We start from the raw sequence: 23,444 nt of genomic DNA, 5'->3' as shown, positions 1-23,444 counted from the left end.
AGTCAAACAACTTTGACTATGGACTATGGACTCTTGACCACTTTTTAAAACACTTGGAAAATTAGGATTATTCAATGAGTATTACCCCTGAGTCTGTAAGACAAATGCTCAGTTCTGAGAATTTGGGCGATCGCTTACGTGCTGTTAATCAAATCCGTGACTTAGAAAGAGCGATCGCTTTTGAGTTAGTGCAGATTGCTGTGGGTGACAGTAATTCTCGTGTGCGCTACTCAGCAGTGAGCCAGTTTGATACACTGGGAACTCAGGATTTAGATTTATCGTTAAATGTATTACGCAGTTTGTTAGCTGATCCAGAGGCTGATGTGCAAGCTGCTGCTGCCGATTGTTTAGGCGCACTGAAATTACACGCGGCTTATGAAGACTTAGAGCAACTTTATCACAACACTCCCGAATGGCTAGTGCAGTTTAGTATTATTGCCGCATTGGGAGAGTTGGGAGATCCGCGATCGTTTGAACTGCTCAAACAAGCACTCTCCTCTAATACAGAATTAGTGCAAACTGCGGCGATTAGTTCCCTGGGTGAGTTGGGAGATTTACAAGCAGTCCCTCTGTTAGCTCCCTACGCTAGCAGTTCCGATTGGCAAATTCGCTACAGAGTGGCACAAGCCTTAGCTAATTTGGGTGGGGCAGAGGCTAAGTCTCTTTTGGAAACTCTGGCTGATGATGAAATAGAAGCGATCGCCAACACAGCACAACAATCTCTACAATCAGTCTAGCCTCATCCGATGAGATAGGGAATAAAGCATAGCAGATAGAGAACAGAAAAAGCATCTGTCTAACTAATTCTGTCTAAGTACTGAGTAAAATACCCATTTTTGGCTATAAACACAGTTTATATTTAGCTAATTGCTTGATATTAAATTATCAAGACTTGGATAAATCATCCAAGTCTTTTTTTATCATCACTCAAAATTATCTTTACAATCACCACTAGCCCGAATTTTCTCAAACATAGTTGTTATTAATCAATACCTTGCAATTAAAGATTGTTTTTGTTGATTTTATGTATCTAGAGACATTATACAGAAGTCATCGGTTGGTCAAAATATCTTGGTTGAACCGTATTTTATGCTTAATAACTACTTTCTCATGTATCACTCAAGATTATAGTTTCTACGTAATACCTCCTTTTTAGCAAAGATGAGTGTTCACCTGATTGCATATTTATTCTTAAATTGCGTGCATATACTCTATTTGAGTTTTTCGTGAATTTACCCTGGATGATAGTCAATATTAAAGCGGAAGATTAAACAAATTTCACTCTGTCTTTTTGTTAAAAACTTGATTTTTAAAAAGTTTTAAGGGTGTGATTTACCAAATTATCTTGACTATTTAACCAGGGATATTTATGCCTCTTGATAACGCCGGTAACACATTCACTACTGCTCGGAAGTTAACACTCACCACTAATATTCAGAGTTTTAGCGACTGGGTGGGTACGTCAGACATGGATGATTTCTACAGTTTGAATCTGACTAGTCGCAGTAGTCTGAATCTGGCTGTTGATGGTTTGAGTTCCAATGTCAATTTACAAATAGTCAAAGATACTAACAAAAATGGGTCATATGAGATTGGCGAAGCTCTCGCTGGTTCATATAACACTGGAAATACAGGTGAAGCAATTCGTCAGACTTTTGATGCCGGAAATTATTGCATCAGAGTCTATTCCAAAGGTGGCGATACTAACTACAACCTCCGAGTTTTTGAAAACGTTACTCCCACTGCATTAGAGTTCCAACTTAACAACACTGTTCTCAATCCCACAGACACACTGAAAGTTAATAGTGCTTGGGTATCCGACATCAACGGCGCTAAAGATGTCACAAAAGTAGATTTTTGGATTAAAAGAGCAGATGGTACGGGAATAAATGTAACTGACGCTAACATTTTTACCACTGATATTAACGATCCCACGAAAGCAAATTTTAACTACAGCTTGTCCCTCACAAACTTTAATTTGGAAGCTGGCAACTATACCCTCAAAGGTAGAGCTTACGATGAGACTGGTAAGGCTATCACGGCTACAGAGAAGTCTTTTACAATTCAAACATCGATATCTACAACTACCTCGACAACTACAACCACCCCCACAACTACAACCACCTCGACAACTACAACTACAACCACCCCCACAACTACAACCACCTCGACAACTACAGTTAAAGATTGGTTCAGCCAAAATCTACTCGACCAACAAATAGCTACACTTGCACGTAACTTCGCAGCTGACGGTAGCTTAAATCGTCAGGATATGTTGGGGATATTTAGAGATGCACAAGATAATTCTGTAATTGATGCTAATGAAGTCAACGACCTCAAAGCATTGTTAGGTACAAGCACTCCTTTTAGTCTGCAAGATCCTGTGAAATGGCTATCAACACAGGTAGCAAATAGCGCGACTATAGACATGAGCGCTAGCAGTTTTGAATCAAAAGTTGGTCAGTGGTTCTTAGGAACAGTTGCACCAACACCTATCTTTAATGGGTCGAAGCTAACCTATACAGAAATAAAAGGTAATCTGTATGGCAGTGCTAACGAAGCGCGAATTGGTGATATTGACCAAGGAAGACTAGGTGATTGTGCATTTCTAGCAGCTTTGGGTGCAACCTTTGGTCGTCAGTCTAATGACGCAGGCAACGCCTCTAGTTCTGTGATTAATAGTATGATCACAGATAATGGTGATAAAACTTATACCATGCGTTTTTACTATAACGGTACGGCAGAATATGTCACCGTTGACCGTCGTGTTGCCACTGGCGTAGCATCTCAAGCTAATAACGGTATTATTTGGTCTCCTTTAGTAGAAAAAGCTTACGCTCAATGGCGCGAGTGGCGAGAAGGTAGACCGGGTTATAACCTAATTGGTAATGGCGATACTCTTTCTCGTCCTTTGAGGTTTATTACAGGACGACAAAGCTCTTATGTCGATCCTAACAGTATTAATAGTTTTTCTACAATCGAAGCTGCTTTAGCAAGTGGTAAAGCTGTAACCGCAGGTGCAATGAGTAATACAACTTATGTTGTTGGTTCTCATGCTTATTCAGTAACAAATGTTTACATTAATGCTAGTGGTGAGAAAAGGTTTGTTGTTCGTAATCCTTGGGGAATAGATGGTAAGGCTAGAAGCGGTAGTGATGATGGATTTATTGACTTATCTTTTGATGAGTTTAAAAATTCTTTTGACTATGGAGTTAACATTGCTTAGTAAATAAGTAAGTTAATATTTTTATTGCAAAAATTTGGGAGAGTTTACAAGACTCTCCCAAATTTTTGTTTTTTTGTTAACTGACACACATTTCACCAGCCTTTGATAATTAGTACCCTAACTAAATCCAGTATTTTTAATTGCCAGCAGAAAATAAAATTATATTATTATTCTGGAATATTTAAAAAATTGCCTTAAATTGACTAATACACTTATCTAACCTATTGATTGGGCTATATGAGTTTATAAAAATCACTATTATGATTTTTCCAGAAAAAATTCTACTCAAGTAGTTCATACAAACTTAGTTTCATCTTCATGGATATTTTAATACAAGTAGATGAATGACGTGTAAGAATACTGAAAGAGCAAGCATAATATTTTGCTTCCAACAAAGATCTAAAGATAGGTCTTTCAACTCCGTGTCATATCTACGTAGGATTCTGCTCTGTAGGAGTGACTGTGATTAAAAAGCAGTGTTTTTATAACAGATCAGCATATTCTTCGGAAAAACATCTACACAATTAACTTGTAAGGTAATCAAGATGAACAATTTCAAAAATGTAGGACGTGGATTAGCTCTAGCTAGCACTTCACTGGCTTTAGGCTCTGTAGTAGCGATGTCATCAAATATCTCATCTGCCTACGCAGTTTCATTTTTCACTCAACCCAGCGTAGTCAACTTTGCTGGTGCTGCTCGCGTCACTAATGCTCCAAGCACAGCAAATCCCAGTCCTACTCCCATAGGAATTAGCTTTCTCAGTGGTAGTATTACCAACCTAACAACAACTGGCGATTTTGCTCCGGATTTGTTCAACACCACAGTTGCTGTATCTGATGTAACCTTAACTAATCCTGTTCCTCCAGTTGGTCCAGCAGGTACACTGTTCACATATACTGGTACTCCTGCTAGCACAAACCCATTTATTACGTTTGCTAATGGTCTAACGTTTGTCTTAGACGATCCTACCTTTGCTGTTACTAGTCAACTGACTGGTAGCGGTGTAGCACAAAGAATCACCTTGGAAGTTGCAACATTAGCTGGTACTTTCTTCAGAACTGGTAGCGACAACCAAGCAGTAGGCTTGGGAAATTTAACTATTAACCAAATTTTAGGTAATGGTAGTTACTCTGCTACCTTAGTGGCTACACCTTTGGTTGGGCCTACCACACCAGAACCTACAGCTACCCTGGGACTTGCTGCTTTGGGATTAGGAGCTTTCTTTACTAGCAACTTGGCTAAAAAGAAAAAGGCAGCAGTAAACGCTTAATAAAAGCTCTTCATTGAAACCATAATCATCTGATTTTAGTGATTATGGTAGTCATTGTTCTTATTACCAATGCACACTTAATAGTGTAAATAATTTGCTTAAATTTACAAAACCTCTATGATTGCTAAAAGTCATAGAGGTTTATTCTTTTAGCTTTCATGTCGCCCCCTCAGCCAGGATTTCTTAATAAATCAATCACTTGCTCATAATATCCTCCCTTCATGTGTGTCTAACCATAAGACTAAATCAGCCAAGCTCGTAAAATCTAACAGTGCTTCACCGAGATTTTCTAATTGTTCTAGGGAGAGAGTATTGAGGCGATCGCTCATCTCTTGTGGTAATTCTCCCACTCGTCGTGTTATTAGCCGGAGAATGAGCGATCGCTCTCTTTGCTGCCCGATTTGCTCACCCTCAGCGAGAATTTCTTGATAAATCACTGACTCGCGCATCATACCCTCTCTTAATGTGTGTCTAACCACAAGAGTAAATCAGCCAAACTAGTAAAATCTAGCAGTGCTTCGCCCAGATTTTCTAATTGTTCTAGAGAGAGAGTATTTAGGCGATCGCTGATATCTTTTGGTAGTTCTCCCACCCGTCTTAGAAGTTGGCGAAGAATGAGCGATCGCTCTCTTTGCTGACCGATTTGCTCACCACGTTGCTGACCGATTTGCTCACCCTCAGCGAGAATTTCTTGATAAATCACCGACTCGCGCATCATACCCTCTCTTAATGTGTGTCTAACCACAAGAGTAAATCAGCCAAGCTAGTAAAATCTAGCAGTGCTTCGCCCAGATTTTCTAATTGTTCTAGAGAGAGAGTATTTAGGCGATCGCTGATATCTTTTGGTAGTTCTCCCACCCGTCTTTGAAGTTGGCGAAGAATGAGCGATCGCTCTCGTTGTTCACCACGTTGTTCGCCACGTTCTTCACCCTCAGCGAGAATTTCTTGATAGATCACTGACTCGCGCATCATACCCTCCCGAAATAGTTGTCTAATCAAATCCTTTCTATATTTTAACCCTGCCAATATTTGCGTATAAGCCGATATTTCTGGTCGTTGTGTTGGTTCAACTTGACTCACTTGTTGGACAACTCTTTGTAGTAATTGTTGTGGTTGAGTTGTTGCTGTCAGTGGTGCTAAAGGTAATAATGCAGGATCATGGAGAAACTGTTCTGGGTTTTCTTCCCACATCCGAATCACTCGATACTCATGACGGGTATTTTCGACTGTGAATGCTGTTTCGATGATTGTTCCTGGTGCGGGGGGAAGTAATAGGACGACTACTTGCGTAATTGGCAGACGATATAAACGATACAATCTTACCCAATAATCCAGCATTCGCAGTGGTAATGGTGGTATGGATTCGAGTTTGGTCTGAAACTCCAAATGGAGAATACGTCCTTCTAATTGTAGGAAGGTAACGTAATCAGCCCTTATCGGTTCGATACTCAATTCGGTTTTCAGGACTTTGACTGTTGTTTGTGGTGTTCCTAATACCCAACTGGCGAAGGTTTCGGGGTGTTTTTCTGATAACAGTTTACAGAGATTATCAAATGACATTGATTATAAGTTTTAAAGGATATTTTATTTAGTGTGCGTCTAATCAACTGAGTCAAGTCAGGCAAGCTAGTAAAATCTAACAGTGATTTGCCCAGATTTTTTTTATTTGTTCTAGAGAAATTTTGTCCAGATATTAAGAGACGTTATTTACAACGTTTCTTAATATCTTAAGATTACTTAGACCAATTTACTAGCATCGGCAAACCGCTTATTAATTTCGTCCCAATTAACAACATTCCACCAAGCTTCTAGATAGTCAGCGCGACGGTTTTGATAATTGAGATAATAAGCGTGTTCCCATACGTCATTTCCGAAAATGGGATATTTCCCTTCACTGATGGGATTATCTTGATTAGCTGTAGTGGTAATTTCTAGCTTGCCATTTTTGTTCAGTACCAACCACACCCAGCCACTACCAAAGCGACTTGCACCAGCTTCGTTAAATTGTTTTTTGAATGCTGCAAAATTGCTAAAATTGCGATTAATTGCAGTAGCGATCGCTCCTGTGGGTTCTCCACCACCTTGAGGTTTCATAATCTTCCAGAACATCGAGTGGTTGACATGACCACCACCATTATTCCTGATTGTGTTACGCACATCTGCTGGCAGATTGTCGATGTTGCTGATTAGTTGTTCAACTGTTTTTTCTTTAAGTTTTGGGTATTTCTCTAGGGCTGCATTTAAGTTTTTAACATAAGTAGCATGATGCTTATCATGGTGAAACTGCATCGTTTTTTTATCGATGTGTGGTTCCAGTGCCTCATAAGCATATGGTAAAGGTGGTAGCTCAATAGCTCTTGTTGCCTTATTATTAGCAGGAGTTTCTGCACAAGCCAAAGGTGCTAGTGCTAAAGTACCTGTACCTGCACTTAGTAAAAATAAAAAATGTCTACGATTAAAAGTCATAACGGGTTCTGCACCAATTTACGAAGTTTTCATCCGTTTTTATTTTATGCCGTATTTTACTAGTAGGATTTTTAACTTATGGGGATTGTTATTTTGAATTTTCTATGCTTACTACTTATAGGGTAACAAGCAGCGAGTAATATATATAAAGCAGATAAGTGACTAAAAATTTTCCTTAAGCTAACAATTCATCTACCGCAACATTAAATCCTGTAAGCACAGTTTGAGTATGCACTAATTCACCATCAATAAACACAAGTCGCTGAGTTTTAGTAATGACAATAATCCAGCGATTTTCGGGAAACACTAACCAAACTTCTGTACTTCCAGATTGCAAATATTCTTGAGATTTAGCAATCATATCTTCTGCTAAATCTGTAGGGGAAATAATCTCTGCTACGAGAGGGAAACTTTGAGGTAAAACCGCAGGTTCACCAAACTGCTGCATCAGTTCTGGGGTCAGATAAGCTACATCAGGACGACGACCTTGTTTATTAGTCAGACAGGGTACTTCTGTATACACTTCTCCACCTTGTCCACTAGCGTCTTTGTAATTTCGCCAGTAAAAGTACAAGTTCCCCTGTATGCGGCTATGTTTCAACGTCACTTCTTCTTTCTCCAATAATTCCCCATTTACCCATTCTGTACCTTCTAGGGGACTTTGCAACCAATTTTCTAAGGAATATTCTGTTGATATATTTTCTCTAACCGTGGTGATAACCATAACTATATACTCATGAAAAGTATATTTTAATGATAAATTAAATTCGAGATATCTAGATTAATTTTGGAATATATCTAGAGTCGTTGTTAAGAATTTTAAATTTAACTTAGAGTCATTATACATAACTAGTGATATGAGTCGCTTTTAAATGGCATAATTCAAAAAGCTTCACTAAAGCTGAAGAATGACTTTAAGTTTAACATGAGTTAACGCATATTACAATTTGTTGCTTGTATGTCTAGAGTGTAGACAGGCAAGATTATCCCATTCGGATTTTCATAAATCATCAAAACATGAGCAATTTAACTAGTTAATGGGTCAAAAATATGAGTATGCAACTGTCTATTCCTGACTCCGTGCTTTCAGCAATTCGACTACCAGAAAAGCGTATAGAACAGGAACTATTAGTTGAACTAGCACTGGCTCTCTATAGCCAAGAGTTATTATCTTTTGGTAAGGCTAGAGAACTAGCTCGTATGGGAAAGTATGAATTTGGTCAATTATTAGGAAATCGAAGCATTAATCGGCACTATGACTTGGAAGAATTAGAGGATGATTTAAACTATGCCAGTGGTCAGTAACACTTCGCCACTGTTGAATCTAGCAATCATAGATCAGCTAGACTTATTACGCCAGCAATTTGGCGAGATACTGATACCAAAAGCTGTGTTGGCGGAATTGCGAGTAGAGGAAAAGCTACCGGGTTCTGCACAACTGCGTCAGGCAATAGCCTCTGGATGGGTTCAGGTGCAAGATATAGAAAATCCATCCTTGGTGGAGTTACTACAGCGAGATTTAGATAGAGGCGAGGCGGAAGCAATTGCACTTGCGTTATTGCTAGGTGCAGATTGGATACTTTTGGATGAACGAGATGGGAGAAGAATTGCTAAAAGTCTGGGTTTAAAAGTAACAGGAATATTAGGTGTAGTTATACGTGCATCACGTCTTGGTTTGGTGTCTTCACTCCCCGCAGTGATTAATCAGTTAAGGGAAGAAGCTGGTTTTCGCATTGCACCAAATTTATTAGCCCAGATTTTGAGAGAGGAGATTCAAGAATGAAATGCTAACTCAGGCTATAAGTTGCAAAAAATTACAGATGAATAGCTGTTAGGACGGGGAAACCCCATCCTAATAATTAATTGAAATTAACCGAAATGTTTGATAATTGCGTTGGCAAATTCAGAACATTTGAGTGGTTCAACTGGTGGTTCGAGCAATCTAGCTAAATCGTAGGTGACTTGAGAGTTAGCGATCGCATCTCCTAAACCTTTCTTCACTAAGTCCGCAGCTTCTTGCCAACCCATATATTCCAGCATCATCACCCCAGACAAAATCACCGAGCCAGGGTTAATCTTGTCCAAGCCGGCGTGTTTGGGTGCTGTACCGTGGGTAGCTTCAAAAACTGCACAAGCATCGCCAATATTTGCCCCAGGCCCCATACCTAAGCCACCAACAATGGCAGCCGCCGCATCAGACAAATAATCACCGTTCAAGTTCATTGTCGCCAGAATCGAATACTCATCTGGTCTGGTTTGGATTTGTTGAAAAATACTGTCAGCAATCCGGTCATTAACTAAAATTTTGTCTTTCCACTTACCTTCACCGTGGGTTGACCAAATTGAGTTAAGAACTGTTTCAACTTCCTTGACAATTTGCGCTTTTTTCTCTTCTGTCAAGGCATCAAATCCAGGATCAATTTGACGGGCGTTTTCTTCCAAGGAAATATTCGGGTTTTTTTCCTTGTTGCTCAAAATCCAAGATTCCCGTTCTGTGACAGTCTCTTGGCGAAATTCTGTGGTCGCCAGTTCATAACCCCAATCGCGGAAAGCGCCTTCGGTGTACTTCATGATGTTACCCTTATGCACCAAAGTCACCTGTTGCTTGTCTTTGGGGAGTTGCAAGGCGTGTTTAATTGCCCGACGTACAAGACGCTGGGAACCACTTTTGCTGATAGGTTTAATCCCTATACCAGCATCCAGGGGAATTTGCTTTTTACCGTGTTCTGGGGTGGCGGGGATGAGTTCTTTATTGAGGATAGAGATTAGGCGATCGCCTATTTCACTACCCTGCTTCCATTCAATCCCCAGATAAATATCTTCCGTATTTTCCCGATAAACAATCACATCCAGCTTTTCGGGGTTTTTGTGGGGTGATGGCGTACCAGCGTAATAACGGCAAGGACGCACACAAGCATACAAGTCAAAAATTTGTCTGAGTGCCACATTTAAAGAACGAATCCCACCACCCACAGGGGTAGTCAAAGGCCCTTTAATCGCTATGCCATACTCTTCAATTGCCGTGAGAGTATCCTGTGGTAAATACTGATAAGTACCGTATAAATCACAAGCTTCATCCCCAGCGTAAACCTTAAACCAGCTAATTTGTCGCTTACCTTGATACGCCTTAGCTACTGCTGCATCCAAGACTTTTTGCGTAGCTGGCCAAATATCAATTCCCGTTCCATCGCCCCGAATAAAAGGAATAATAGGATTATCCGGTACAATCGGCTCACCATTTTTGAAGGTGATTTTTGCTCCACTTGTAGGGGGGGTAATCTTTTCGTACATATTTCACACACTCCACAAAGATACATTGTGTATTGGGGATTAGGAACTGGGGACTAGGGACTGGGTAATTCAACTTTGGATTTGTAACTAAAATCCAAAATCTAAAATTTTCTTGTCTCTCCTCTATATACCCAGTCCCCGATCCCCTATCCCCAGTCCCTGATTTAGCAGACTTCCCCCTATTCTTCTTGTACAGCATTTGCGGATTTAGTTATAGGATGGCCGTGAAACTGCCGCAATTTTGTACGATCAAAAATAGTAAACTACTTTTCGCTATCAGTGCTTCACTAAAAAGAACACCAGATAGGCAATCGCTTTTTCACGCTCCCGCTAAAACGAGTAATGGCATGACAGACCCAATGATTGTATCAGGCACTGCAAATGACATCGACTCCCTCAGACAACGGTTAATCGCTGGGTCTACTCAAGTCCAACAACAAATCATCCCACAATTAGCTGACTTGGGTAATGAAGGGTTAGATGTGTTAATGGACTTTTTACTGAAACGTCGTGATAGCCCAGCGACTTGGATTGATGGCAAAGTCTACCAGATCCTTTATAACTCTGATGCACCCAAAGCCCAAGAATTTTTGCAAAATAATTTTCCTGAAGGCATTGTACCCTTAAAATCCAGTTGCGGGATTAATTACAATCCTTTGCAACAGTTACTAGCAACTCAGGATTTCCAAGCAGCCGATCGCACAACTATCGAAATCATGTGCGAACTAGCCGGGCCAATGGCTGTAAAAAGAAAATGGCTGTATTTTACAGAAGTAGACAATTCCCCTATTGTAGACTTACAAACCATTAATAATTTGTGGTTAGTCCATTCTGAAGGTAAGTTTGGCTTCTCGGTACAGCGAGAACTTTGGTTAAGCCTTGGCAAAAATTGGGACAATCTCTGGACGAAAATTGGTTGGAAAAATGGCAACAACTGGACACGCTACCCCAATGAATTTATTTGGGATTTAAGTGCGCCTAAAGGTCATTTACCCCTCTCGAATCAATTACGTGGGGTGCGAGTAATTGCTTCATTATTTTCTCATCCGGCTTGGTCTAAGTGAGAGTGCTGAGTGCAAAATCAATTCAAAATTTAAAATTCAAAATGAAGAAATAATGACTCTTGCCTATTACCTATTGACTAATGACTATTGACTAATGACTAAGGACTAAGAACTAATGACCAATGACTAATAATCAAGAATTTTACGTCATCATCGAACGAGATGAAGATGGGTACTATGTTGGAGAAGTTCCACAGCTACAAGCTTGTTATAGCCAAGGAGAAACAATTGATGAGCTAATAGAGAATATTAAAGAAGTAATAGAGTTATGTTTGGCTACTGACATCAACAAAAGTATTCCCAATCATATTAAGGTAAGTCAGAAATGGAATATCAGCTTAGATCAGAATATGACTTAAAAAGCTTGAGAGTGAGAAAGTTTGGTTCTGAAAGGAAAAGCTTTTGTCACATTGTAATTCGTTTAGAACCTGATGTGGCAGAAATTTTTTCTAATGCTGAAGCTGTTAATGAGGCTTTAAGATTTCTCATTAAAGTTACTCAGGAAAATCAACTGCCTAGATAGCTAACTTGCTTTTAAGTTGCATAATCAAGCCTTTTGAATTTTGAAATTCCCCAAAGGGACTGACAATGGCTAGAGTTCATTTAGAAGATATCAAACGTCGATTTAACAACGTCACCGCGATAGAGGATATCACCTTTGAAATTCCTGATGGTGAATTTTGGGTTTTAGTAGGCCCTTCTGGTTGTGGCAAGTCTACAATCTTGCGAACGATCGCCGGCTTAGAAACTGCCACATCCGGTAAACTCTACATAGGCGATCGCTTGGTCAATCACATCCCCGCTAGACAGCGCGATGTAGCGATGGTATTTCAAAATTACGCCCTTTATCCCCATATGACGGTGGCAGAAAACATTGCCTTTGGGTTAAAGATGCGGAAAGTTGACGCAAAAATTATTCAAGAACGAGTAATTAATGTAGCGCGATCGCTGTCTTTAGATCATCTCCTAGATCGTAAACCCAAACAACTTTCCGGTGGACAACAACAACGGGTAGCATTAGGGAGAGCGATCGCTCGTGAACCTCAAGTATTTCTATTAGATGAACCCTTATCTAATTTAGATGCCCAATTGCGAGATGATACCAGAGCAGAATTAAAACAATTACATCAACAATTTGGTGTGACGACTATCTATGTCACCCACGATCAGGTCGAGGCTATGACCTTGGCTGATAAAATTGTCGTACTAAATGGCGGCAGGATTCAACAAATTGGTGATCCACAGACTATTTATGCTTCTCCAGCTAATCAAATGGTGGCAACTTTCTTAGGCAGTCCACCGATGAATATTTTACCTGCAATCTATAAAAATGAAAATTTTGATGTCAATGGACAATTATTAGCAATTCCCTCATTCATCAAAGAAAATTTACCACTACGTCCAGGACAAAGCATCGATTTAGGTATTCGTCCAGAACACATCACCATTAGCACCGATTCAGAACTCACCACTCAAAACTTCCTAGTAGAAGTCAAAGTAGTCGAACCTTTAGGGAGAGAAACCTTAATCCGAGTTTCCTTACCAGAGTCAACCATATTGTTAAACGTGCAAGTCGCCGGAGATATGCGTCTACATCCAGGCGATCGCCTTTCCTTACAATTAGACTTACATCACCTATTTATCTTCGATCCTAAAACCGGGGATAGGATATGGCCACAACCATAAATATGCAGGAAAAATCTATGACAACAAAATTGACAGCCTAGTAAATATACGTAAATAAGTGAATAGCAAGAAAGTTTTTTTACTGAAGTGATAGATCGCAGATCGCAAGTGGGTAAGTTTCTTTTAGAACAGAGCGTAGGCGTAGCCCGCCCCAGGCATCGCCCTCTACTTACCCCCAAACTTCAGGAGAAACCCATGCTCAAGCCAGAACTACAAGCTAAATTCCTTAACCACCTCAGCAACCGCAAAAACAGAGAAGAAGAAGGTTTTACCCTCATTGAACTGCTAGTAGTAGTAATTATTATCGGTGTACTCGCTGCGATCGCCCTACCTTCACTACTTGGCCAGGTTAATAAAGCGAAACAATCAGAAGCCAGAAACTACGTAGGTACAGTTAACCGTTCTCAACAAGCCTTTTTCTTGGAATATCAAAGGTTTGCCACTGACCTCTCTGAATTGCAAGTAGGGATTAGAACAGCATCTGATAATTTTACATATGATATCCAGACTGACAATAGTAGTGCTTCTAATGTTGCCCAATTTAGAGGACGAGCTAGTAGAAATGCCCTTAAATCCTACTATGGGTTAGTAGGTACACAATTAGGAAATGGAGCTACTTCTGAGGCATTGACAGTAGCAATAGCCTGTGAGACAGCAGCTCCTACTACAACAGTAGCTGTTATCGGTGCATTTAATACAGCGTGTGCAGCTAACTTCGTTTCTTTGTCTAGATAAATACAATATTTTACTGACCACCTTTCTAAGTTGTGTCAAATAAAAGTTTTGTTTGATTGGGTAATGTTATTACACATTACCCAATTTTTGCAATTTCCTAGAATTGAGATTGCTAACAGATGTTTTCATTTTCTCCATTACTTGAAATTTGATTATGCTCTCTTTAACTTCTCCAAACCAATATCATCAACTTGCTGAAAAATATTTACTTGCAGGAAATTATACTCAAGCTGCTAGTCTCTATGAAGAGGCAATTACTATAGAACCTGATATTAAATCTTACTATTGGCATTTAGGTTTAATCTTGCTATTACAAGGGCAAGATGTAGAAGCTCAAACAACTTGGTTGATGGCGATGATGGAAGGAGAACCAGAACAAGTTGAAGTTTGGAATGCAGAATTAATTGAGATTTTGCAAACCGAAGCTCAACATCAAGAAAGTCAAGAAGAATATGCAATTGTCGAGAAAATCCGCCAAAATATTAAAGAAATTTCTCCTAAAAGTATTCACAACTTATTACATCTCCTACAACTATCCATTAAACTAGAAATCTATACAGGTAATGATTTACAAGAACTAGGTATAATTGAAATCCTACAACTTGAACCCAGATTAGAAGTCAACTTAGAACTGTTGATGGCATCATTAAAGATAGTTTTAGATTATGCACCTGTTCATCCCTCAACCCTAAAGTTTGTCGAAGCTTGTTTACCATATTGTGAAAATAACACAAAAGCTTTACTAATTACTTTGTTACCTGCTGCTCTAGACATTGGTTATTCTCAAAGGCAATATGGTGTAGCCATACAGTTGTGTGAACTCTATTTAGATTTAAATCCTAAAAACACAGAAGTTATAGGTCATTTGGCTAGTCTTTATCAAAATCATGGTCAATATGAAAAAGGTATAGAAGTTGCTAAACTATTTTTTTCTTTAGTTCAAGAGCTAGCCGATAAAATTTTTGCCAATCGGCAAATTCTTAGGGGATTAATGACAGCAGGTGGGCATTGGCAAGAATCTTGTTATACACATCATCAGCAAGAGCTATTAGTAAAAACGCTCATAGAAGATAATCCTACACAACTTGATAATTCTAGAATTTCTAGATTATTTAATGCTAACTTTTTCACTCCCTACATCGAAGACAATCCTAGCAAAAATAGAAATATTCAAAATCAATTAATGCAGATTTGTCAAGCAAATATAGTTAATTGTGATAGAGCGCAAGTAGATAAATACTCTCAAGGAAATCTTAGAAGGAAACAACATAATAGAGATAATGTAAAATTAAAGATTGGATATATATCACATTGCATGAGAAGTCATTCTGTCGGTTGGCTGGCAAGATGGTTATTTCAATATCATGACCGAGATAAATTTCAAATTAATGGTTATTTTATTAATACTAGTCCAGCTTGCGATCCCTTACATGAATGGTATCTCGGCAAAATTGACAAAGCTTATAAATCAAATGAGTATTTGCAAATGGCTGAGGAAATATATCAAGATGAAATCGATATTTTAATTGATTTAGATAGTATTACTTTAGATACTACCTGCGACATCATTGCTCTAAAACCCGCACCTGTTCAAGTCACATGGTTAGGCTGGGATGCGTCAGGAATCCCAGCCGTAGATTATTTTATTGCTGACCCCTATGTTTTACCAGATTCAGCCCAGGAATACTACAAAGAGAAAATTTGGCGCTTACCTCAAACCTATGTTGCAGTAGATGGATTTGAGGTGAGTGTACCTACAGTTAGTCGTGATCAATTAGATATTCCTGATGATGCAATAGTCTATCTCTGTGGGCAAAGAGGCTTTAAGCGACACCCAGATATTAGCAGACTGCAATTGCAAATTCTGAAAGAAGTTCCTAATAGCTACTTCTTGATTAAAGGAATATCTGATGAAGAATCGTTGAAAAGCTTTTTTGAAGAGCTAACAGAAGAAGAAGGTGTAGATTATTCCAAACTACGATTTTTGCCAATTGTATTTTCCGAATCAATACATCGAGCTAATTTAGGTATTGCTGATATAGTACTAGACACTTATCCCTATAACGGAGCCACAACAACCCTAGAAACTTTGTGGATGTGTATTCCTATGGTAACAAAGGTAGGTGAACAATTTTCTGCCCGTAACAGCTACACTATGATGATGAATGCAGGCATTACAGAAGGTATTGCTTGGACTGATGAAGAATATGTTGAATGGGGTATTCGCTTAGGAAAAGATGAAACTTTAAGACAACAAATTGCTTGGAAACTAAAACAATCAAGGAAAACATCACCTCTGTGGAATGGTAAGCAATTTACCCGCGAGATGGAAAATGCTTACGAGCAGATGTGGCAGAAGTATATTGACGAAGCATAAATTTTAGTGACATAAAAATCCTGGTATCTTAAAAATACTGGGATTTTTTCTCTAGAATAATAAATTTTAACTCCAGATAATCTGCAAGTCTAAAGTAAAACCAAGTAATACATCCTCTCCAGATAAACTTGTCGGAAATTCCAATACTTCTTTTGGTTGTCCTTGTCGATAAATTTCCACAAAGCGCGTTTTTCTATCTATTAGCCAACCCAGTTTTACTCCTGCGTTCATATACTCTTGCATTTTAGCTTGTGCTTCACTCAAACTATCAGATGGGGACATTAGCTCTAAAACAAAATCGGGAGCTATGGGAGGAAATCGTTCCCGTTGTTCTGCCGAAAGTGCATTCCATCTGCTGAGTTCTATCCAGGAAACATCAGGCGAACGGTTTGTTCCGTTAGGTAGTCTAAAGCAAGTAGAGGAGTCAAAAACTTCGCCCAGATGTGCTTGTTCATTCCACAAAACAAATCGTGCAGTCAGTTTGGCGTTAAGTTTTCCAGTTTCTCCCCCTGTAGGCGGCATTACTATCAATTCTCCATTAGCATTACGCTCGAACTTAATATCAGGATTATCTCGGCATAGCTGATAAAATTGGTCATCATTAAGTTTGATGATGTTACTAAAATTAATAGTAATAGCAGTCACAGCAAGATTTTAAGATATGGGTGTGGCTTTAAGATTTAACATACTCAGATACAATCTTATTCCACACATAGCAGTCTGATTTGATTTTTTAAACAATCTCAACATACAAGGTTGGGTTAAGATTATTTATCAAATGATCTACTTGATAAGATGATAGGTTTTTGACTGGTACTTGCGCCAAAGCTTGTTTATCTTCATAGTCTAAAATAATTCGAGCATGGATTTGAGCTAGCAAAGCTTGCCACTCAATATCAGATAAATTTCCTACTAGAGAAATTTGCAATCCTTCACTAATATCTAAATCTTCTGCCATTAGTAAATTCATGGCTACACCAGATAACAATAACTCTGCATCCTCGGCAGCAACATTGTTTGTGTTAATCAATAAGGTAATTTTGTCGTTATTGGGATGAGTGGCTATTGCTTTAATAACTTTTTCTAAGTCTGAAGTGATTAAATCTTCTGATTGTCTCCAATCTGGAAAAATTATCAAATTTATATCTTTTAAATTAAAATTTTCTTGGAGAGCAATTAATTGTTCTTGCCGCAGCAAACTTTGAATAGATGCAGGAATATCTTGAATTAACAGCAGAGGTTTTTCAATTTTGTGAACGTCTATACCCTTGATAAATATAAACAATAGTTCTGCTGCTTCCTCACTTTTGGGAATATATCTCAATATATCTATGGCTTTCACTAGTGCTTGTTTACGAATCAGACAAAATGCTAATAAACTCAGTGGATATTTGAGCCAAGATAAAGTATTAACAGCTTTTTCATAACTAACATTTGGATCACGTTTGGTAAAAATACTTTGAGGCAAATATTCTCCGTTTCGCATTAAGTTTTCACTAATAGGCAACCATCCCCCAAACCAGACTCCTGGCACTTTATATGTTATGTCAGCTAGTAAAACTTCCATTGCTGATGAGATGACAGATTTACAGTATTGAATATTGCTATGGCTTAAGAGAATATATTCATCGGGAATTTTTGTTAATAAATCTAAAATAGACTCTAGGCTTTGAGAGTGATTTGTCAAATCAAAATCTATAGAATATTCATTGATTTTCTGATATGTGGAATGTTTTAAGCTTTTGAATAGAAAATCTGGAGGTTCTAATTCGTTTTTATAATTAAGCTTCACAACACCTACCGATGGATAAGTTGGTGTTATCTGGTCTTTTAATGATGATTCGTATCTAATTTTTTGACGAAAATCACAAATCTCTAATGAATATTTCTCTAAAAACTCATTTTCTTCATTAACAGAACGCTGTTCGTGTTCAATGTTAGGCAAATTATATAATGAAGAACCATTTAGAATATTATTACAGACTTTATCCAATGTGGGATCTATACCTGGTTTTAATTGCTCTTTATTCTCATATAATAATCCTTGGGAATTAAATGAGCTAAATTTATTGCAAAACCTAAAAAATAGCGTATTTGTAAAGCGATATAATTTTCGATAATCTTCTATTGTTACTTGGGCTGATTCAGATAACAGGCTATCTACTAAAGTTATTAAGGATGGTATATCAGATTGATGAATTACATGGCGCACAGCTGAACTATATAAAGATTGCTCGGAAACAGCTGTGGGTATCCCTTTAGCAGTACACTCAATCGCCATTGTACTGAAGAAAGCGATCGCTGCATCAGTATGCCATAACAAAGCATAAGAGGTTAGCTGCTCTGATGGCATAATAATTCGCACATTTTTAGGCAGAGATAGAGATTGCTGATAGGCTCTAACAATAAAATCCATCTCAGCAGCTACATATTTTTCACCTGCTATATAAGGATGATGACGAAGTACTAAATATTCATCTCTATCTGCAAATATTTCTATTAACTTATCAATAATATCAAGTTGAGATGTAATACCAGCGAAGTCTTCAGACATGGCTAGTTCATCTTCACTAGAAGTGAATACTGCAAAAATTTTGGCATCTTCTGGGATATTTAGCTGACGACGAACAGAACTATAATCTGTCTGATAATCATAGAAGGACGAGAAATTTAAATTTTGTCCAGCTTCCCGTTCTAGCCAATATTTTTTCACCGCTATCAACTCAGAAGTAGTCAGGGGAATATTTTCCCAAGCACTAATTAAATTTAGCGCCGGTTTAGAATGAGAACAAGTATAGTTATGTACTAAAGTATAAGTGTCATTGATATATCCTCTCTCTTGAACAATCACATCAAGATTGCGTTGACGTGCTACCTCAAAAGCGATGCGAGAAGGTGCTAACCTCGCTCCTAATAAAAAGAGATGGGTTGGTTGATAAAAATCTATTAATCTAGATACTGCTTTATAAGTAATTAAACCATCAATCAAATAATCTCTGTGAACTTTTCTCACATCTGGATTAGATAGTCCTCTCGATGTAATTCTAAAGTAAGTATATATAGATGATGTCACCCATTCACCTATTGGCAAATCTTGATAGTAAGCCTCTGCATATTTTTCTGGTTCAAGAGTTTCTACCCATGTTTGAGCTAAGTTGTAATCATCTCCAATGACAAAATCTCTAATTTGTTTGTGAGGAAGTTCAAATAAATCATGAAAATATTCTCGGCTTGTCCGAGAACAATAATTACATAATTCTTTTTCCATGTCTCCTGCTCCTCTCATGATGTAGCAGGATTTAAATAGTCCATTACAGCCAATAGTTAAAACATCGCAGTCTAGCATTCTTAATACTGTGGCGAGAGTCGCATCAACTTGATGATGGAATAACCAAGCTGGAGGAATAGAATATAAAGAGAAAAATAAGACTTTCTTTTGTTCAGACATAATTCAATTTAATAAATACGGTAATAATTGTGTTCTAATCAAGTAAATTCCAAGTTACAGGTGTTCCCTTTTTGGCATCTTGCTTAATGTGTTTGCCAAGAAAAATATCATAATACTTAGGAGATAAACCAAAACCAGGACGTACTGCTTTGAGATTATCAGCAGTCAATATATCCCCAGCTTTCATGTCTTGAGAAATATAGAGCGATCGCCTAAAAGTCAAAGAATCTTTTTCAGCCTGAGTTGCCCCATACTGTATACTACCCATCGCTTGCCAAGCTCTCTCACTCTCAAGGACTAATTGTTGCATTTCTTCAGGTTCCATTGAAAAAGCAGAATCAACACCACCATCAGCCCGACACAGAGTAAAATGTTTTTCAATAACTCTGACACCTAAAGCCACACTAGCTACAGCAACACCAATTCCTAGGGTGTGATCTGATAATCCTACCTGTACATGAAATAAGTCACGTAGATGCGGAATTGTTAGCAAGTTACTATTTTCTGGAGTCGCCGGATATGTACTTGTGCATTTGAGTAATATTAAGTCTTGACACCCATTTTCTGTTGCAGTTCTCACAGTTTCATCTAATTCGGCAACTGTTGCCATTCCAGTAGAAATAATCATTGGTTTACCAGTGCTAGCAACTTTGCGAATTAGTGGTAAATCTGTATTTTCAAAAGACGCAATTTTATAACAAGGAACATTTAATGATTCCAGAAAATCAACAGCAGTATCGTCAAATGGTGTGCTAAAACCAATGATTCCCAATTCCCGACAACGTTCAAAAATTGGTTGATGCCATTCCCAATGTGTGTAAGCTTGTTGATATAAATGATGTAATGAATTACCATGCCAAAGACTTTGAGGATTATCAATATAAAATTCACCCTCATTGATATCCAATGTCATAGTATCTGCGGTGTAAGTCTGGATTTTGAGCGCATGAACTCCAGACTTAGCAGCAGCTTCCACAATTTCTAAAGCTGTTTCTAATGATTGGTTATGATTACCAGACATTTCCGCAATTATCAATGGCGGATGATTTACACTAATTTTTTTACCTGCAATACAAATTTCCTGCATCTTGTTTTTATAGTAGATTGCTACCTGTACTCACTAAATGAATTGCTTGCTTTTCCTGTTTTAATACTGTTTCCACTATTTGAAACCCAGTTTTTGTAAATGTTCTAATAGATGCTTGATTATTTTGTTTAATATAGGCATGAATTTTAACAATATGTATATTTTTAAAAATTTGTTTTTGAGCTAGTTCAATTAAGTAACTACCGTAGCCTTGATGCCGGAATTGTTGAGCAATACTAATTGATATAACAGCTTCTCTGGCTTCTATTTCATAACGAATTTGCCCAATAGGTATGTTATGTTCATTCAGCGCAATATAGAAAATGCAGTTAGGAGAATTGAGTTTTGACTTGAACCATTGCAAATGTTCTTCCCAACCGATAAATTCTGAGGAAAAAGAAGCAACACGTACTTCTGGATCATTTGCCCATTGCCACAATAATTCACAATCTTCTATAGAGACTGAACGTAGTTTTAATAAGTAGTTTTTTAAATATCTGACTATACGCTGACTACCTGAACCATCTACTAGTGATTGGCTAGATTTACTCATTGCTAATCGTCTATGAATATCCTGTGATAATTGATTAACTGCTAAAGCTATTTCATCAGCAGAAATATCGTGATACCAACCTAAATTAATAGCTGCTTTTAGGGAATGCAATTTTTGTGCGATCGCCTGTTGATTCTCAGCTAAAATTATTATCAGGCTGGGCAACCCCATAAAAGCCAATTCCCAACAAGTACTACCACCAGCAGTTATTGCTAAATCAGCCCAAGCTATCAGTTCAGGCATATTTATAACATTATTTTCTAAGCGAATAGGAAATTTTGATGCTTCCGCAGCTGATTTTAGTTGGTCATAATGAGGATTACTACCTCCAATGACAACTAGCACTTCTAAAGGATAATCTGACAGCAATTGTAATCCTTGTATTACCTTCAAAGTGACATTATCAATATCAGCACCACCCATTGTTATAAGTATTTTACTGGCTATAGATGGATTGATTCGCTGCCATCCTTGCCATTGCCAAAACTCACGGCGTAAAAGTGTGTAGCGTGTACCAAGTAATAACTGAGTATAAGGTTCTCGGTTAGTATATAATCCACCATCAGCAGAAATATTTTGATTCAAGACTATATCAGCATAATAATGATTTACGTGTCCATAATCATCAATAAACAGGATTTTCAAACCCACACTTTTAATTATTTTTTGATACTCATCATCAAAATGATAACCATCTATGACCAACCAATCACTATTAAATTTGTTTACCAACATAGCAGTTGTCTCTGCATCTTTAGTGGCTAATTGATTCGTAATTTTTAAAATTTCTATGCCTTCTGATATTAATCTTTTCTCCAGTACAGGTACTATATTAGCCATGACAAACACTGCCTTACCTCCAGCATCTTGCCAAGCCTGAGCTAAAGCTAAACAACGCATCAAATGACCAGTACCTATTTGGGTAGACACATCAACACGGAATAGTAAATTCATCTGATTTTAAATAATGGCTCTAATGGTTGACATTTGAGATATTCTTCAAGGTTATGACCTAAAATTACATCCTTCAACATTAAAAACACCTGGCGATAAACTGATAGTAATTCTTCAATATCAATATCACTATGAGAGTAGCTCATATTATGTGTTCCCAAAGTCAGAATACCTCTAGCAAACATCTCCTGTAAAAATAAAGTCTTAATCTCCCATTGACTATAGGGATGGACATCTTTAAATAGCAAAAATGACCAGCAAGGATAACCAGCAATAGAGATAAGATGACTAATTGATTGTTCCTCAATTAATTGTTGTATTCTTAATAAAATCTTTTGACCTTGTGTCCTTAATGCCTCAACAACTGGCAACTTCTGTAACTTAGTCATAGTTGCTAGAGCAGCTGCTAATGAGAGAGTTTCACCACCAAATGTAAAAGAGAAAAAGATTTCCTCCATCATCTGCATAATATCCCCTCTACCTGCTATAGCAGATAAAGGATAACCGTTAGCTAATCCTTTACCAAAAGTAGCCAAATCTGGTGTGATACCAAAATATTCTTGAGCGCCACCATTAGCAAAACGAAATCCTGTAATTGTTTCATCAAAAATTAATAACGCTCGATTTTGATGCACAAGTTCCTTAACACTTTCTAAAAAACCTGCTTCAGGTGGAACTACATTCATCGGTTCCATAATAATTGCAGCAACATCATCAGGATATTGCTCAAATATTTGATGTAACGAGTCTAAATCATTGTATTTAAAAGTATGAGTTAATGCCTGTACCGATTTTGGTACTCCTAAATTACGAGTTGTAGAACCAATATACCAATCATGCCAGCCATGATAACCACAAACCACAATATGATCCCGTCCAGTGTAAGCTCTAGCTAAACGTATAGCTCCTGTAGTTGCATCAGAACCATTTTTACCAAAGCGCACCATTTCTGCACAGGGAACCATTGCAATTAACTTTTCAGCTACTTGAATTTCTAGTGGATGAGGGAGAGAAAAAATTACACCTTCCTCTATCTGTGCGTGTACTGCTGCTGTCACATCTGGGTCATTATATCCTAGTGTAATTGCTGCTAATCCATTGATAAAGTCAATATACTCATTTCCGTCTACATCCCATACATGGCTACCAAATCCTTTAGTTAAGAAATAAGGAGAAACGCCAAAAGGATATTGAGTTTTACTCTTGCTAAAAGTTTGAGTACCTAAAGGAATAACTTGCAACGCTCTTGCTAACAGGTTTTCTGATTCTTGATAATGTTCTGACAT

Annotated in this window: 20 protein-coding genes and 1 pseudogene; 10 read left to right on the top strand and 11 right to left on the bottom strand. The window is 37.9% G+C overall.

Annotated elements, in window-relative coordinates; genetic code table 11:
- The first annotated feature begins 74 nt into the window (after positions 1 to 74).
- The 3 genes from nblB (at position 75) to FD725_RS28870 (ending at position 4,497) form a co-directional block, all read left to right on the top strand.
- Positions 75 to 737 carry a phycobilisome degradation protein NblB gene (nblB, locus tag FD725_RS28880; protein WP_179051300.1) on the top strand — a complete coding sequence of 221 codons (663 nt, stop codon included), beginning with the start codon at positions 75 to 77 and terminating at the stop codon, positions 735 to 737.
- A gap of 632 nt (positions 738 to 1,369) precedes the next feature.
- Positions 1,370 to 3,226: a C2 family cysteine protease gene (locus tag FD725_RS28875; RefSeq protein ID WP_179051299.1), complete on the top strand. Its 1,857-nt coding sequence runs from the start codon at positions 1,370 to 1,372 to the stop codon at positions 3,224 to 3,226.
- Positions 3,227 to 3,771: 545 nt separating this feature from the next.
- Positions 3,772 to 4,497, top strand: coding sequence for a hypothetical protein (locus tag FD725_RS28870; RefSeq protein WP_179051298.1), 726 nt, complete (start codon positions 3,772 to 3,774; stop codon positions 4,495 to 4,497).
- A gap of 203 nt (positions 4,498 to 4,700) precedes the next feature.
- Here FD725_RS28870 and FD725_RS28865 read toward each other — a convergent pair whose 3' ends face one another.
- The 5 genes and pseudogenes from FD725_RS28865 to FD725_RS28845 form a co-directional block, all read right to left on the bottom strand.
- A complete protein-coding gene (locus FD725_RS28865; protein ID WP_372726698.1) occupies positions 4,701 to 4,949 on the bottom strand; it encodes a DUF4351 domain-containing protein in 249 nt (82 codons plus the stop codon).
- An 8-nt stretch (positions 4,950 to 4,957) separates the two neighbouring features.
- Positions 4,958 to 5,224, bottom strand: a pseudogene (locus FD725_RS28860) (DUF4351 domain-containing protein); the annotation flags it as partial.
- Positions 5,224 to 6,057, bottom strand: a complete 834-nt coding sequence (locus FD725_RS28855; RefSeq protein WP_179051296.1) for a DUF4351 domain-containing protein — start codon at positions 6,055 to 6,057, stop codon at positions 5,224 to 5,226. The gene FD725_RS28855 and the pseudogene FD725_RS28860, both read right to left, overlap by 1 nt.
- A gap of 177 nt (positions 6,058 to 6,234) precedes the next feature.
- The gene (locus FD725_RS28850) at positions 6,235 to 6,963 is read right to left on the bottom strand and encodes a superoxide dismutase (RefSeq protein WP_179051295.1); all 729 of its coding nucleotides are present in this window, start codon (positions 6,961 to 6,963) and stop codon (positions 6,235 to 6,237) included.
- Positions 6,964 to 7,138: 175 nt separating this feature from the next.
- Positions 7,139 to 7,687 (bottom strand): Uma2 family endonuclease, encoded by a 549-nt coding sequence (locus FD725_RS28845; RefSeq protein ID WP_179051294.1) that lies wholly within the window; start codon positions 7,685 to 7,687, stop codon positions 7,139 to 7,141.
- A gap of 326 nt (positions 7,688 to 8,013) precedes the next feature.
- Here FD725_RS28845 and FD725_RS28840 point away from each other — a divergent pair, with 326 nt between their 5' ends.
- The gene (locus FD725_RS28840) at positions 8,014 to 8,268 is read left to right on the top strand and encodes a UPF0175 family protein (RefSeq protein WP_179051293.1); all 255 of its coding nucleotides are present in this window, start codon (positions 8,014 to 8,016) and stop codon (positions 8,266 to 8,268) included.
- Positions 8,252 to 8,746, top strand: coding sequence for a DUF3368 domain-containing protein (locus FD725_RS28835; RefSeq protein ID WP_179051292.1), 495 nt, complete (start codon positions 8,252 to 8,254; stop codon positions 8,744 to 8,746). Before FD725_RS28840 ends, FD725_RS28835 begins: the two co-directional genes overlap by 17 nt.
- An 86-nt stretch (positions 8,747 to 8,832) precedes the next feature.
- Here the strand turns inward: FD725_RS28835 and FD725_RS28830 are convergent, their stop codons facing one another.
- Positions 8,833 to 10,254 carry an NADP-dependent isocitrate dehydrogenase gene (locus FD725_RS28830; RefSeq protein ID WP_179051291.1) on the bottom strand — a complete coding sequence of 474 codons (1,422 nt, stop codon included), beginning with the start codon at positions 10,252 to 10,254 and terminating at the stop codon, positions 8,833 to 8,835.
- A gap of 347 nt (positions 10,255 to 10,601) precedes the next feature.
- On the opposite strand from FD725_RS28830, the gene FD725_RS28825 reads away from it, so the two are divergent.
- The 5 genes from FD725_RS28825 (at position 10,602) to FD725_RS28805 (ending at position 16,116) form a co-directional block, all read left to right on the top strand.
- Positions 10,602 to 11,318: a GUN4 domain-containing protein gene (locus tag FD725_RS28825; protein ID WP_179051290.1), complete on the top strand. Its 717-nt coding sequence runs from the start codon at positions 10,602 to 10,604 to the stop codon at positions 11,316 to 11,318.
- Positions 11,319 to 11,440: 122 nt separating this feature from the next.
- Entirely contained in the window at positions 11,441 to 11,677 is a 237-nt protein-coding gene (locus FD725_RS28820) for a type II toxin-antitoxin system HicB family antitoxin (protein WP_179051289.1), read from the top strand.
- Positions 11,678 to 11,906: 229 nt separating this feature from the next.
- Complete coding sequence (locus tag FD725_RS28815; RefSeq protein WP_179051288.1) at positions 11,907 to 13,004, top strand: ABC transporter ATP-binding protein; 1,098 nt, start codon at positions 11,907 to 11,909, stop codon at positions 13,002 to 13,004.
- A 195-nt stretch (positions 13,005 to 13,199) separates the two neighbouring features.
- Entirely contained in the window at positions 13,200 to 13,739 is a 540-nt protein-coding gene (locus tag FD725_RS28810; protein WP_179051287.1) for a type IV pilin-like G/H family protein, read from the top strand.
- 154 nt (positions 13,740 to 13,893) lie between these two features.
- Positions 13,894 to 16,116 (top strand): O-linked N-acetylglucosamine transferase, SPINDLY family protein, encoded by a 2,223-nt coding sequence (locus FD725_RS28805; RefSeq protein WP_179051286.1) that lies wholly within the window; start codon positions 13,894 to 13,896, stop codon positions 16,114 to 16,116.
- 66 nt (positions 16,117 to 16,182) lie between these two features.
- Here FD725_RS28805 and FD725_RS28800 read toward each other — a convergent pair whose 3' ends face one another.
- The 5 genes from FD725_RS28800 to FD725_RS28780 form a co-directional block, all read right to left on the bottom strand.
- Entirely contained in the window at positions 16,183 to 16,761 is a 579-nt protein-coding gene (locus FD725_RS28800) for a Uma2 family endonuclease (protein WP_179051285.1), read from the bottom strand.
- A gap of 88 nt (positions 16,762 to 16,849) precedes the next feature.
- Positions 16,850 to 19,564, bottom strand: coding sequence for a hypothetical protein (locus FD725_RS28795; protein WP_179051284.1), 2,715 nt, complete (start codon positions 19,562 to 19,564; stop codon positions 16,850 to 16,852).
- A gap of 34 nt (positions 19,565 to 19,598) precedes the next feature.
- On the bottom strand, positions 19,599 to 20,651 hold the full coding sequence (gene pseI, locus FD725_RS28790) for a pseudaminic acid synthase (RefSeq protein WP_179051283.1): 1,053 nt from the start codon (positions 20,649 to 20,651) through the stop codon (positions 19,599 to 19,601).
- Positions 20,652 to 20,658: 7 nt separating this feature from the next.
- On the bottom strand, positions 20,659 to 22,158 hold the full coding sequence (pseG, locus tag FD725_RS28785; RefSeq protein WP_179051282.1) for a UDP-2,4-diacetamido-2,4,6-trideoxy-beta-L-altropyranose hydrolase: 1,500 nt from the start codon (positions 22,156 to 22,158) through the stop codon (positions 20,659 to 20,661).
- Positions 22,155 to 23,444, bottom strand: a complete 1,290-nt coding sequence (locus FD725_RS28780) for an aminotransferase class III-fold pyridoxal phosphate-dependent enzyme (protein ID WP_179051281.1) — start codon at positions 23,442 to 23,444, stop codon at positions 22,155 to 22,157. The genes pseG and FD725_RS28780 overlap by 4 nt, the downstream gene beginning before the upstream one ends.

The organism is Nostoc sp. TCL26-01 (genome assembly GCF_013393945.1).
Classification (GTDB): Bacteria; Cyanobacteriota; Cyanobacteriia; order Cyanobacteriales; family Nostocaceae; genus Trichormus.
This window is presented reverse-complemented; position numbering and strand designations above follow the sequence as displayed.

Coding starts and splice junctions, on each gene's coding strand:
- nblB (WP_179051300.1), top strand. CDS start 75: ATGAGTATTACCCCTGAGTCTGTAAGACAAATGCTCAGTTCTGAGAAT.
- FD725_RS28875 (WP_179051299.1), top strand. CDS start 1,370: ATGCCTCTTGATAACGCCGGTAACACATTCACTACTGCTCGGAAGTTA.
- FD725_RS28870 (WP_179051298.1), top strand. CDS start 3,772: ATGAACAATTTCAAAAATGTAGGACGTGGATTAGCTCTAGCTAGCACT.
- FD725_RS28865 (WP_372726698.1), bottom strand. CDS start 4,949: ATGATGCGCGAGTCAGTGATTTATCAAGAAATTCTCGCTGAGGGTGAG.
- FD725_RS28855 (WP_179051296.1), bottom strand. CDS start 6,057: ATGTCATTTGATAATCTCTGTAAACTGTTATCAGAAAAACACCCCGAA.
- FD725_RS28850 (WP_179051295.1), bottom strand. CDS start 6,963: ATGACTTTTAATCGTAGACATTTTTTATTTTTACTAAGTGCAGGTACA.
- FD725_RS28845 (WP_179051294.1), bottom strand. CDS start 7,687: ATGGTTATCACCACGGTTAGAGAAAATATATCAACAGAATATTCCTTA.
- FD725_RS28840 (WP_179051293.1), top strand. CDS start 8,014: ATGAGTATGCAACTGTCTATTCCTGACTCCGTGCTTTCAGCAATTCGA.
- FD725_RS28835 (WP_179051292.1), top strand. CDS start 8,252: ATGCCAGTGGTCAGTAACACTTCGCCACTGTTGAATCTAGCAATCATA.
- FD725_RS28830 (WP_179051291.1), bottom strand. CDS start 10,254: ATGTACGAAAAGATTACCCCCCCTACAAGTGGAGCAAAAATCACCTTC.
- FD725_RS28825 (WP_179051290.1), top strand. CDS start 10,602: ATGACAGACCCAATGATTGTATCAGGCACTGCAAATGACATCGACTCC.
- FD725_RS28820 (WP_179051289.1), top strand. CDS start 11,441: ATGACTAATAATCAAGAATTTTACGTCATCATCGAACGAGATGAAGAT.
- FD725_RS28815 (WP_179051288.1), top strand. CDS start 11,907: ATGGCTAGAGTTCATTTAGAAGATATCAAACGTCGATTTAACAACGTC.
- FD725_RS28810 (WP_179051287.1), top strand. CDS start 13,200: ATGCTCAAGCCAGAACTACAAGCTAAATTCCTTAACCACCTCAGCAAC.
- FD725_RS28805 (WP_179051286.1), top strand. CDS start 13,894: ATGCTCTCTTTAACTTCTCCAAACCAATATCATCAACTTGCTGAAAAA.
- FD725_RS28795 (WP_179051284.1), bottom strand. CDS start 19,564: ATGTCTGAACAAAAGAAAGTCTTATTTTTCTCTTTATATTCTATTCCT.
- pseI (WP_179051283.1), bottom strand. CDS start 20,651: ATGCAGGAAATTTGTATTGCAGGTAAAAAAATTAGTGTAAATCATCCG.
- pseG (WP_179051282.1), bottom strand. CDS start 22,158: ATGAATTTACTATTCCGTGTTGATGTGTCTACCCAAATAGGTACTGGT.
- FD725_RS28780 (WP_179051281.1), bottom strand. CDS start 23,444: ATGTCAGAACATTATCAAGAATCAGAAAACCTGTTAGCAAGAGCGTTG.